Source organism: Kitasatospora sp. NPDC085464, assembly GCF_044541955.1.
Taxonomy (GTDB): Bacteria; Actinomycetota; Actinomycetes; order Streptomycetales; family Streptomycetaceae; genus Kitasatospora.
The window spans coordinates 1-12,068 of sequence record NZ_JBITTM010000084.1; the positions used below are offsets into that span (position 1 = coordinate 1).

At 76.8% G+C, this 12,068-nt stretch carries 7 protein-coding genes and 1 pseudogene; 4 read left to right on the forward strand and 4 right to left on the reverse strand.

The window, feature by feature from the left end; translation table 11 throughout:
- A pseudogene (locus ACIGG8_RS41105) lies at nucleotides 1–299 on the reverse strand (NmrA family transcriptional regulator); the annotation flags it as partial.
- A gap of 410 nt (nucleotides 300–709) precedes the next feature.
- Here ACIGG8_RS41105 and ACIGG8_RS41110 point away from each other — a divergent pair.
- The 4 genes from ACIGG8_RS41110 to ACIGG8_RS41125 all read left to right on the forward strand — a co-directional run bounded on the left by ACIGG8_RS41110 (nucleotide 710) and on the right by ACIGG8_RS41125 (nucleotide 5,364).
- The gene (locus ACIGG8_RS41110) at nucleotides 710–2,092 is read left to right on the forward strand and encodes a hypothetical protein (protein WP_396553689.1); all 1,383 of its coding nucleotides are present in this window, start codon (nucleotides 710–712) and stop codon (nucleotides 2,090–2,092) included.
- 69 nt (nucleotides 2,093–2,161) lie between these two features.
- Nucleotides 2,162–3,442, forward strand: a complete 1,281-nt coding sequence (locus tag ACIGG8_RS41115) for an AAA family ATPase (RefSeq protein ID WP_396553706.1) — start codon at nucleotides 2,162–2,164, stop codon at nucleotides 3,440–3,442.
- The gene (locus ACIGG8_RS41120) at nucleotides 3,439–4,860 is read left to right on the forward strand and encodes a VWA-like domain-containing protein (protein ID WP_396553690.1); all 1,422 of its coding nucleotides are present in this window, start codon (nucleotides 3,439–3,441) and stop codon (nucleotides 4,858–4,860) included. Before ACIGG8_RS41115 ends, ACIGG8_RS41120 begins: the two co-directional genes overlap by 4 nt.
- A 27-nt stretch (nucleotides 4,861–4,887) precedes the next feature.
- Complete coding sequence (locus tag ACIGG8_RS41125) at nucleotides 4,888–5,364, forward strand: hypothetical protein (protein ID WP_396553691.1); 477 nt, start codon at nucleotides 4,888–4,890, stop codon at nucleotides 5,362–5,364.
- A 124-nt stretch (nucleotides 5,365–5,488) separates the two neighbouring features.
- On the opposite strand, the gene ACIGG8_RS41130 is transcribed toward ACIGG8_RS41125, so the two are convergent.
- The 3 genes from ACIGG8_RS41130 to ACIGG8_RS41140 all read right to left on the reverse strand — a co-directional run bounded on the left by ACIGG8_RS41130 (nucleotide 5,489) and on the right by ACIGG8_RS41140 (nucleotide 12,056).
- Nucleotides 5,489–8,365 (reverse strand): condensation domain-containing protein, encoded by a 2,877-nt coding sequence (locus ACIGG8_RS41130; RefSeq protein WP_396553692.1) that lies wholly within the window; start codon nucleotides 8,363–8,365, stop codon nucleotides 5,489–5,491.
- Complete coding sequence (locus ACIGG8_RS41135) at nucleotides 8,362–10,185, reverse strand: non-ribosomal peptide synthetase (protein ID WP_396553693.1); 1,824 nt, start codon at nucleotides 10,183–10,185, stop codon at nucleotides 8,362–8,364. Before ACIGG8_RS41135 ends, ACIGG8_RS41130 begins: the two co-directional genes overlap by 4 nt.
- A 77-nt stretch (nucleotides 10,186–10,262) precedes the next feature.
- Nucleotides 10,263–12,056: an AMP-binding protein gene (locus tag ACIGG8_RS41140; protein WP_396553694.1), complete on the reverse strand. Its 1,794-nt coding sequence runs from the start codon at nucleotides 12,054–12,056 to the stop codon at nucleotides 10,263–10,265.
- Between the last annotated feature and the right edge of the window lie 12 nt (nucleotides 12,057–12,068).

A 12,068-nucleotide genomic window follows, 5' to 3' on the forward strand; every position in this document is an offset into this window, starting at 1 on the left:
ACCAGCCGCCCCACCCCACGCGCCGCCGCCAGCCGCGAGAACGCCCCCACCGCCTCCACCGCACCCGGGAACGCCAGATCCGGGTAGTACGTCAGGTACGCCGCGCTCACACCCTCCAGCGCCGCCTCCCACGTCCCCTCGTCATGCCAGTCGAACGGCACCGCACCCGAACGCGAACCCACCCGCACCCCGTACCCACGCGCAGCCAGCCGGTCCGCCACCCGCCGACCCGTCTTCCCGGTACCACCGACCACCAGCACGACACCGGCATCCGTCGAAAGATCCACCACACCAGCCATCACGATCACCCTCGCTCGGAGTAGAAACCAGTCGGATCGGTCGGACGGGCCCCGGATCCCGCGGCCTTCGCGTCCGTCCTTGTGTCCACCAGTCAATGCCACTCCGGGCCGGCGAACCATAGCCTCCGCACTCAGCTCCATGCGCGAGCGTCTACGCGCCCGACACGCCCTCGCGCTGCCCCGCCCGGCCCCGTCCGTCCGGGGCCGCGCCTTCTCCGTCCACCACCAGAACACACCCAAGCCGTCACGAACCACCCGCCTCGACCGGCCTTCCACCGGCCCTTGAGCCGTCCGGCGGCGGCACGTCGAAATGCTGTGGCGGGCGGGCCGCCGGGGGCGCTATGCTCCCCGGCGATGACCACTCACGCTGATCACAGAATGGGGGTCCCGTCCGCGAAGAGTGAGTGCTGATGCTCACTTCCACCGCGAACGGGAACGACTCCCGCATCTCCTTCTGGCGGCGCGTACGCGAGTACGCCGTGCCGCCCTCCATGATCGAAGCCGCCACCGCCCGCCGCCTGGCCGGCGACTGGGCCGGGGCGTGCGCAGCCGCCAACGTCGAGGTCGACTTCCGCCTCGGGGACGTCGCGCGTCTCCACGGCCGGGAGCTCGCCGACCGGGTGCGCGCCGATCTCCGCTGCCTCGCACCGGACTTGCTGCGCTGGCACCTGCCGCGATCCGCGCCCGACGGGCTGCTGCGGCCCGGGCTCACCATGGCCCTGGCCCGCTACCCGGGCGAGCGGCCGGTGCACCTGGTGGTCCGGACGCCGCCCGCCTGGGCGGAGTACGGCCAGCGGATCGCCCTCGCGCTCTGGGACGGGTCCGGCGGCGACGGCCTCCCGCTCCACCCGCACCCGCGCCCGAGCCGCCGTTTCCGCTACGACCTGCACCGGCACCTCTGGGACGCCGGGCGCAGCGGGGAGCTGGCCGAACGGGCCGGGTCGGGTGCGCCAACCGGCCGTCCTGACACGGGCGTCGGCGATCCCGGGGAGCGGCACGCCGTCGACCGGTGGGCCGCCGAGGCCGCCCTGCTGCGTCGGGCCGACGGGCGCCCCGACCTGCCCGTGGTCGTACGGCTCGGGCGGCGGCGGTTGCTCCTCGGGCCGGACGGGTCCACCACCGGCGCCACCGGGGGCACCTCGGGGCTGCCGCTGCTGCCCGACGCCGCGACCTGGGTGCCGCCCGACCTCGATCTGCTCCGCCGGGGCGCGATCGAGCCGGACCGCCTGCATCCGCTGGTGGCGGCCGCGTTGGTACCCGGGCACCCGTCCCGGACGCCGCCCCGGACGGGCCCGTCGGCAGGGCCCGCGCCCGAGCGGCTGGTGGACTGCCGCGGGGAGTGGCACCGGATCGGCCTGGTCGACGGGGCACTCGCCCCGCTCGACCACGATCCGGCCCAACTGCGCCGCGAGGAGCTGCTGGCCGACCTGTCCGGCCGCCCGCTGCCCTGCCTGGTCGCCGTCGACCTGGCGCACCGCCGTCCGCACGAACTGGCCGGTGTCCGCGAACGGTTGGACCACGGCGACACCGCCGGGGCGCTGGCCGTCGTCGAGCACCTGCTCGGCCCGGAGGCGGTGCTGCGCGACGGCCCGCTGCGGGACGAGCTGGCGGCCGCCGCCCACCGCCGAATCGCATACGGCCTCTACCGGACGGGCCTGGTCCGCGACGGCCTGACCTACCCGCTCGACCACCGCTCCCCGACGTACCGCACGCCCGCGTACGACGACGCCTACCGGCCGCGGCCGCGCCACTTCGCCTACCGCGCCCACCCGCGCCTCGCCACCCTCCGCTGACTCCCGGACCGGCACCGGCACCCGCCGGGACCGTTCCGCACGTGACCCCTCAGGTGATCACCCGTGACCATGACCATGACCGTGCCCGCACCCACCCCCGAGGCCTCGCAGCGCGAAGCCGACCGCCCCGAGGCCGCGCAGCGCGAACCCTCGCGGCTCGACGTCGCCCGCCGGCTGCTCGACCTGCTCGACGACACCGCCACCGAACCGCGCGCCGACACCCAGCTGGAAGCCCTCACCCTGGCCGTGGCCGCCGACCTGCCCGTGCTGCTCTGGGGCGAGCCCGGCATCGGCAAGACCGCCGCGATCAACCAGCTCGCCGAGGCGCTGGAACTGCCGCTGACCACGGTGATCGCCAGCGTCCACGAGCCCTCCGACTTCTCCGGGCTGCCCGTCGTCGGCGACGACCCGGCACACCAGGGCGTGCCGATGGCCCCGCCGGACTGGGCGGTGCGGCTGGTGCGCGCCGGGCGCGGGCTGCTGTTCCTGGACGAGCTGTCCACCGCGCCGCCCGCCGTCCAGGCCGCGCTGCTCCGGGTGGTCCTGGAGCGCCGCATCGGCACGCTCCGGCTCCCGCCGGGCGTCCGGATCGTGGCCGCCGCCAACCCGCGCGCCTCGGCGGCCGACGGCTGGGAGCTGAGCCCGCCGCTGGCGAACCGCTTCGTCCACCTGCAGTGGGTGCACGACCACGAGGTGGTGGTGCGCGGCCTCGGCGGGGTCTGGCCGGTGGCCACCCTGCCCCGGCTCGACCCGCAGGCACTTCCGGCGGCCGTCGCACACGCGCGGCGCGCGGTGTGCGGGCTGCTGACCGCCCGCCCGGAGCTGGTGCACCGGCTGCCCACCACCGAGACCCGGCGCGGCGGCGCCTGGCCGTCCCCGCGCAGCTGGGACATGGCGCTGCGGCTGATCGCCTTCGCGACCGCGGCCGGGTCCGAGCGCGAGGTGCTGTCGCTGCTGGTCCGCGGCACCGTCGGCGACGGCCCGGGGCTGGAGCTGATGGCGAGCATGGACCGGATGGACCTGCCCGACCCGGAGGACCTGCTCGCCGACCCGGCGGGCGCGGAACTGCCCGAGCGCGGGGACCTGCGCCAGGCGGTGCTGGACGGCGTGGTCGCGGCGGTGCGCAACCGGCCGGACCGTCAGCGCTGGGACTCGGCCTGGGCGCTGCTGGCCCGGGCGCTGGAGACCGGCGCGCCGGACCTGGTGGTCGTCCCGGCCACCACGCTCGCCTCGCTGCGGCGGGAGGACTGGGACGTGCCGGAGGCGATCGAGCGGCTGGCCCCGGCGCTGGCGCTCTCCCGCCGGGCCGACCGCGCCGCCGCCCGGGTGGCGGAGAAGGCGGGCCGATGAGTACGGCTGCCGCGCCGGACGCGGACAAGGCGGGCGCCGGGAAGCCGGGCATGGCTCTGCCGGGCACTGGTACGTCGGGCGCCGGGAAGCCCCGTCCCGGACCTCCGCACCCCAGGAGGCCGGTCACCGCGAAGCCGTACGCCGCGAAGCCGTACGCCGAGAGGCTGGACGCCGAGAGGCTGGACGCCGAGAGGCTGGACGCCGAGAGGCTGGACGTCGAGAAGCTGTACGCCGCCCGGCTGCAGGCCGCCCGCGCCCGGCCGTACCTGTCGACGGCCCTGTTCGCGCTGCACCTGGTGGAGTCGCGGGAGGTGCCGACGATGGCCGTGGACAAGTACTGGCGCTGCTACGCCTCGCCGGTCTTCGTCGACCGCACGCCGGTGGAGGAACTGGCCGGCGTCTGGGTGCACGAGGTCTCCCACCTGCTGCGGGACCACCACGGGCGCAGCGACCGGATCGCCCGCGAGCTCGGCCTGAAGGGCCCGGCGGCGCAGCTGCGCACGAACATCGCCGCCGACTGCGAGATCAACGACGACGTGTACGGGGACGGTCTGGTCGAGCCGGCCGGGGCGCTGCGGCCGGCACGCCTGCTGCTGCCGGAGGGCCTCCTGATGGAGGAGTACCTGCGCGCCTACCGGTTCCACCCGCGCGACCTGGACGCGGCCTGGCTGGACTGCGGCAGCGGCGCCGACGGCACCGACCGCCCCTGGGAGTTGGGCCCCGACGGTGCCCACGGTTTGAGCGCGCAGGAGCGCGACGCCGTCCGCTTCCGGGTCGCCGAGGGGATCCGGGGCCGCCCCGGGCACGCCCCGGCGGGCTGGCGGCGCTGGGCCGAGGAGGCGTTCCACCCACCGCAGCCGTGGCGGCAGTTGCTGGGGGCGACGATGCGCTCGGCGGTCTCCGGTCCGGGCGCCGGCGAGGACTACAGCTACGGCCGCCCCGCCCGCCGTTCGGCCGGGGTGCCGGGCGTGGTGCTGCCGAGCCTGCGGCGGCGGCCGCCCCGGGTGGCGGTGGTGATCGACACCTCCGGGTCGGTCTCGGACGACGAGCTGGGCAGCGCGCTGCTGGAGGTCGCGGCGATCGCGCGGGCGGTCGGCGGCCGCCGTGACCAGGTCACGGTGGTGCCGTGCGACGCGGCTCCCCAGGCCGTGCACTCGGTGTGCCGGTCGGCGGGCATCCCGCTGATCGGCGGCGGTGGCACGGACCTGCGCACCGGCTTCCGCGCGGCCCTGGGCTCGACTCCCCGGCCGGACGTCGTGGTGGTGCTGACCGACGGTCAGACCCCGTGGCCGTCCACCGCCCCGCCCTGCCGTACCGTCGTCGGCCTCTTCCCTCGCCCCAGCAGCTACGACGAGTCCGACCCGGACTACCGGCCGGAGGCCCCGCCGGAGTGGGCCAGGGTGGTGACCATCGGGTGAGCGGGGCCGATCGGGCATGATTCGTCGGTGTTCTACGAAGATCTGACCGAGTACACCTACAGTGCCGACGACTCGTTCACGGACCCGCAGTCCGGGTTCTACGCGCTCTGGTACCGGCCCGCGTACACCCGCTTGAACGTCGGCTGGCTGCAGCAGGGCGAGCCGTACCCGACCGGGGACGTACCCGCCGGGTTCGTGGAGAAGCTGGCGGCCGTCCAGCGGGTGCAGTGGATGAACGTCTGCCTCGGGGTCCACGAGTGCGACCTCTGCCCGGACGAGGGGCCGGAGGGCAACGGCGAACTGCGGATCCCGGGTGCGCCGTCGACCGCCTACGCGGCGCCGTTCCTGATCACCCACTACGTCACCGCCCACGGCTACCGGCCGCCCGCGGAGTTCGTGGCCGCCGTCCTCGCGGTCGACCTCGACGCGTGGGCGGCGGCCCGGTGGCCCGAGGTGCCGTTCCCGTGGGTACCGCAGGAGGGTGTCGAGTGGCTGCTGGAATAGCAGCGGCTTCGCCGACTTCGGCGGCCTCGGCAGCATGGGCGACTTCGGCGACTCCGACGGCTGCCGTGGCCGGGCGGAGGGGTCCGCTGCCCGGGGACCCCTCCGTCCGGAGCCTGCTCGGCCGTCAGCCGACCATGGCCGCCAGCACGCTCCGCCAGTCCTCGCCCGGCTCGGGCGTGAGCGCTCCGGCCAGGGTCCCGGCTCGGTAGCGCCAGGGGCGGCGCAGCTCCGCGTCGGCGTCGGGGCCGACGGTGAGCGGGCTGGCGGAGCCGAGCAGGCGCACCAGTTCGGCCGTGAAGTCCGCCCAGGAGACGTGCCCGCTCACCGCGTTGACGACCCGCCCGGCCGCCGGGTGCTCCGGGACGGCGCAGGCGGCGAGCGCGCGGGCCAGGGCCGCGGCGTGCACCCAGGAGGCGCCGTACCAGCCCTCGTCCTCCGGCAGGCGGATGGGCCGGCCGGCCAGGGCGGCCTGGTAGAGCTCGCCGGTGGAGCCCCAGCGGAGTTGGTCGCGCAGGCGGTGGTGCGGGCCCCAGACGATCGGGGCGCGCACGGCGGTGACCGGTCCGCGGCCGGTGGCGGCGGTGTCGAACAGGATGCGCTCGCAGTCCAGCTTGGCCTGCCCGTACGGGGTGACCGCCGTACCGCTCGGAGCGCCCTCGGGGACCTCGGTGCCCTCGGGGCGGCCGTACGCGTCGATGCTGCTGACGAAGACGAACGGGCCGCCCCGCCAGCCGTCCACCAGGGCGCGCATCGCGGCGAGGTCGGTGGCGTGGTCGGTGAAGGTGCACGCGGAGTGGATCACGGCGTCCACGCCCTCGACGGCGTTCCGCAGGCTGTCCGCGTCGGCGAGGTCGCCCTCCGCCACCTCGGCGCCGTTCAGCGCGGGCAGGTGCGCGGACTCGGGCCGGACCAGGACGCGCACCGGCCTGCCCTGGGCGATCAGCTCCTGCAGGACGGCCGCACCGACCCCGCCGGTCGCGCCGGTGAGCAGGACGGTGCCGGTGCGGGGGCGGGTGCGCGGGCGGGTGCCGGTCCTGGCCTGGGCGGCGCGGCGCTCGTCCTCCCGGGCGGCCAGTACGGCGGCGAGGGCGCGCGGGGTGCGCTGCTCCAGGATGTCGAGGCCGGTGAGCGGCAGCCCGGTGCGGGCGCGCAGGCGTTCGGCGAGCTGGACGGCGACCAGGGAGTGGCCGCCGAGGGCGAAGAAGTCGCCGTCGGCGGGCGGGGTGGTGCCGAGCAGTTCGCCGAAGGCCGTACGGACGGTGTCGATCGGGCCGTCCGCGGCCGCACCCTCCCCGGCCCGGCCCTCGCCCGTCCGGCGGTCCCCGGTCGCGCCGGGGAGCCGGCCGCGGTCGGGGGTGCCGTCGGGGTGCCGGGGGATCCGGTCCAGCAGCGTGACCGCGAGCGGGAGTTCGGCGGCCGGGAGGTGTCGGCGCAGGGCCGCCCGCAGCTGGGCGCCGTTCGGGGCGACCGGTCCGCGGACCACCGCGTAGGCGACTGACGGGCCGTCCGCGCTCTCGACCACGGCCGCCTCGACCACCCCGGGATCGGCCAGCAGGCCTGCCACCACCGGGTGTTCGGCGGCGACCAGCAGGCTGCCGGGCAGCTCGGACAGGGGCCGGTCCGCCTCCTGGGCCACGGCCCCGAGCAGTGCGGCGAAGGCGTCGAGCAGCCGTCCGGCGGTGGTCGCGTCCAGCGCGTCCCGGTCGTGCTGCACCAGGCAGCGCGGCGCCGGGCCGTCCTCCACGAGCAATGCCAGGCCGAACTTGGCCAGCCCCAGGTCGAGTTCGACGCTCTCGGATTCCAGGCCCGGGAGTGTCAGCGGGGCGACGGGCTGGACGAGGTCGCAGCTGACCGACAGCAGCGGGGTGCCGTCCGCGCCCCGGGCGGCCGCGCCGAGCCGCTCGACCACGAGGTCGAAGGGCACGTCGTGGTGCCGCTGGGCGTCGAGCAGTTCGCCGCGCACCGCCGTCAGCAGCTCCGCGAACGTCGGGTCCGCGAACGACGGGTCCGCGAACGACGGGCGCCCGGCCGGATCGACCCGTACGGCAAGGGTGTTGACCGCGAGGCCGACGGTGTGCCGCAGGTCGGGCCTGGCCCGGTGGCCGCTGGCGCACCCGAGGACGAGGTCGTTGCCCTGCCCCGTGGCGGCCCGCAGGGCGGCGAACGCGGCGGCCAGGACGACGGTGAACAGCGTGGCCCCGTGCCGGGCGCCGAGGCTACGCAGGCCGTCCAGGACGGCGGGGTCCAGCGGGGCGGCGTGCAGCACGGCTCGGCGCTCGCGGGCCCCGGGCGGGACGGGCCGCAGCAGCGCCGGCGGACGGGCTCCGGCCAGCCGGGCGGCGAGGGTGTCGGCGGCGGCGGTGAGTTCGGCGTCCCGGGCGCGCTCCTGGCGGGCGTACTCGGCGTACGACGGTCCGGGGGGCGGCAGTTCGGGAGCCGCGCCGTCGCGTGCGGCGGCGTAGAGCGCGGCCAGGTCGGCGGCCAGCACGGGCAACGATCCGGCGTCGACAGCGATGTGATGGATCGTCAGCACCAGCGTGTGGTCCTCCGGCGCGTGCCGCAGCAGCAGGGCGCGCAGCACCGGGCCGGCCGCGAGGTCGAAGGGCCTGGCGGCCTCGGCGGCGAGCCGGTCCGAGGCGGCGGCGTCCGTCCCCGCGTCCACGACCGGCAGCGGCACCGGCACCACCGGGTCGACCTGCTGGTACGGCTGTTCGCCCCGGCGCGGGTAGCGGGTGCGCAGGACGGCGTGCCGCTCGGTCAGCCCGGTGATCGCGGCGGCGAGAGCGGCCCGGTCGAGCGGGCCGCGCAGCCGGGCGGCGATCGGGACGTTGTAGAGGGCGCCGCCCTGGCCGAGGTGGTCCATCAGCCACATGCGCTGCTGGGCGTGCGAGAGCGGGGCCGGCCCGTCGTCGGGCACGGCCGGGCCCTGCGGCGGGGTGGCGGTGGCGCTGCGCCGGCTGCGGGCGCGGCGCAGCAGGTCGGCCTGGTCCACGGCGCTCATCGGCCCGCTCCCGGGGTGTCGTCCGAGCCGGCCGGGCCCTCGGGGGCCGCCGGATCCCCGGCGCCGTCCGGCCCGTCGGCTTGGCGCAGCGCTCGTTCGAGCAGTTCCGCCTGTCCGGCGACGGTCGGGTGGCCGAGGAAGTCGGCGAGCGACAGCTCGACCCCGAGGTCCTCGCGCAGGTCGTCCACGACCCACATGGCGAGCAGCGAGTGGCCGCCCTCGGCGAGGAAGTCGGCGGCCGGGTCGGTGATCGGGCGTTCCAGGCCGCGGCTCCAGGCCTCGGCGACGACCTGCTGGATCGGGGTGAGCGCGCCGGCCCCGGAGGGGCGCTGCCCGGCCGGTTCGTCGGCGGCCAGCGCCCGCCGGTCCACCTTGCCGGTGCCGGTCAGCGGCAGGGCGTCGAGCACGGTCCACGCGGTGGGCACCAGGTGGGCGGGCAGCCGCTCGGCGAGCCGGGCGCGCAGCGTGTCGACGGCCTGGCCGGCGCCCTCGGTGAGGACGAGGCAGGCGGTGAGGGCGGCGTCGGTCTGCCCGGCCCGGCGGACGACGACCGCCGCCTCGGCGACCTCGGGGAGCTGCAGCAGTGCGTGTTCGACCTCGCCCGGTTCGATCCGGAAGCCGCGCAGCTTGACCTGCTCGTCCGTCCGGCCGTGGAACTCCAGGGTGCCGTCGGGGAGTCGGCGGGCGAGGTCGCCGCTCCGGTAGGCGCGTCCGACGCCGGGCAGCTCGCGGAAGCGCTCGGCGGTCAGCTCGGGGCGGTTCAGGTAGCCCTGGGCGAGGCGGTCCCCGGCGATCCACAGTTCGCCGACGGTGCCAGGCGGCACCGGGGCGAGCTGCTCGTCCAGGACCAGGGCGCGGGCCCCGCCGAACGTCCGGCCGATCGGGATGGCGCCGGCGCAGTCGGCCCGGGTGACCCGGTGCAGGGTGGTGAAGGTGGTCGCCTCGGTGGGCCCGTAGACGTTGACCAGTTCGAGCCACGGGAAGGCGCGCAGCACGGCGCCCGCGTGCTCGGGCGACAGCACCTCGCCGCCGACAGCCACGGTGCGCAGCACGCCGAAGATCCGGGACTGCCGGGCGGCCAGGTGGTGGAAGAGCGCGCTGGTGAGCAGCAGGGTGGTGACGCCGAACCGCTCGACGTCGCGGCCGAGTTCCTCGGCGGTGGGCCGGTCGGCCGGGGAGACGGCGACGGCGGCGCCGCGGGCCAGCGGGGCCCACAGTTCGAAGGTGGAGGCGTCGAAGGTGACGGCGGAGTGGAAGAGCACGCGGTCGCGCGGGCCGAGGGCGATGGCGTCCGGGGCGGTGACCAGGTCGGCGACGGCGCCGTGCGGGACGAGCACGCCCTTGGCGCGGCCGGTGGAGCCGGAGGTGTAGAACACCAGGGCGGGCGCGGCCGGGTCGGCGGCGTCGGGCGTCACCGGCCCGGTGGTGTCGGTGCCGTGGTCGGTCAGGACGAGGGTCTGCTCCTCGGTGAGCCCGGCTTCGGCGAGCAGGGCCTTGTCGCCGAGGACGAGCCGCACACCGGCGTCGGAGGTCATCTCGGCGATGCGCGGGCGCGGGTAGGCGGGGTCGAGCGGCAGGACGTGGGCGCCGGTGCGCCAGATCGCGAGCTGGGCGACGACCAGGCGGGTGGAGCGGGCGCAGAGCAGGCCGACGGCGCTGCCGGGGCCGATCCCCCGGGCGGTCAGCACGGCGGACAACTGCGCTGCGGCGTCGACGAGTTCGCGGTAGGTGAGGATGGTGGAGCCGTCGGTCACGGCGAGCGCGTCGGGCTGCCGTTCGGCCTGCCGGGCGATCAGCGCGGGCAGGGTCGCGGTGGTCATGGTGGTTCCCTTCCGGGCGCCCCGGCGGCAGGGCCGGGGCGCCCCAGTGAGGAGGTGCGGGCGGAGTCGGTCGGGGCTCAGGCGGTCGCGGCCGAGGCGGCCACCCGTTCCTCGACCAGTCGGGCGACGGCCCGCAGGTCCGGCTGGCGCAGCACCAGGGGCGCGCGCAGCCGGATCCCGTACTCGCTCTCCAGCGACTCCAGCAGTCGTGCGGCCGCGAGCGAGTTGCCGCCCGAGGCCAGGAAGTTGTCGGCGGGCCCGAGGTCGGCGCGGCCGATCAGCTCGCGGCAGAGCTTGAGCACGGTGCGCTCGACGGGGGTGTCGCCCTCCTCGCCGACCGGCTCCGGCTGTTCGGCGGCCAGCAGCGCATGGCGGTCGACCTTGCCGTTGGCGTCCAGCGGGTAGCGCTCCACCAGCCGGACGGCCGACGGGACGGCCTGCTCGGGCAGCCAGGGCCGGACGGCGTCGAGCAGCCGCCCGGGGTCGGCACCGCCGTCCGCGCCGGGCGCGCCGTCCTCGGGCTGGACGAAGGCGAGCAGCCGGACGCCGGTGGGCGCCTGTTGGGCGGCGACCACCGCCCGGCGCACCCGCGGGTCGCGCTCGAACGCGGCCTCGACCTCGGCGGGTTCGATCCGCACGCCGCTGACCTTGACCTGGTCGTCCAGGCGGCCGTGGAACTCCAGCACCTCGTCGGGGCGCATGACGACCCGGTCGCCGGTGCGGTAGACCCGGTCGGTGCCGTCCACGCCCTCGGGCGCGCCGACGAAGCGGCGGGCGGTCAGCTCCGGGTCGAGGTACCCGGCGGCCAGGCCCCGGCCGCCGATCCGCAGCTCTCCGGCGACGCCGCGCGGCACCGGCCGGCCGTCCTCGTCGGTGACCAGCACGACCGCGCCCGGGATCGGCAGCCCGATCGGCGGGGCGCCGGCGCCGTGGTCGACGCCGGGGGCCATGGTGTGCACGGTGGTGGTGACGGTGGCCTCGGCGGGGCCGTAGGCGTTGTGCACGGCCGCGGTGACGTCCGGCCCGGGGGCGCGGCGCAGCCGGTCGCCGCCGATGGTGAGGTGGCGCAGCGCCGAGCCGGCGGGCCAGGGCCGGCCCAGGACGGGTTCGGCCAGCGGGGTGGGCAGCACGGCCACGGTGATGCCGGCCTCGCACCACCAGTCGGTGAGCGCGCCGGAATCCCAGCGGACGGCCTCGGGGGCGACGACCAGGGCGGCGCCGGAGGTGAGGCCGGCCCACAGCTCCATCACGTGCGGGTCGAAGGCGACGCCGATGAGCAGGCTGTGCCGCTCGCCGGGGCCGAGGCCGGTCAGTTCGCGGTACCAGTGCAGCAGCGCGCCGAGCGCGGGCTCGGTGACAGCGACGGCCTTCGGGGTGCCGGTGGAGCCGGAGGTGAGCACCGCGTAGTGGGTGCCGGCGGGGACGCGTACCTGCTCGCCGGGGGCCAGGGCGGCCACCACGCCGCCGGTGGGCAGGTCCAGCGGCAGCCGGTCGCCGCCGGGCGGCAGCAGGTCCGGCTCGCCGATCAGGCAGGCCGGGCGCAGCTGCTCGGCGACGGCCCGCAGCCGGTGCTCGCCGGGGCGCGGGCCGAGCGGCAGGTGGACGGCGCCGAGCTTGGCGGCGGCCAGGGTGACGGCCACCAGGTCCACCGAGTGGCCGAGGCAGACGCCGAGGAGGTCACCGGGGCCGACCCTGTCGCGCAGGGCCTCGGCGGTTCTGTCGGCGAGGTGGTCGAGTTCGGCGTAGCTGTAGGTCCGTTCGCCGTCGATCAGGGCCGGGGCGCCCGGGGTGCGGTGCGCCCAGGTGGTGAACAGGTCGAGGACCGCGCCGTCCTGGTGCGGACGGCCGTATCCGATGCTCGGGGAATCCATCGTGGTCTCCAA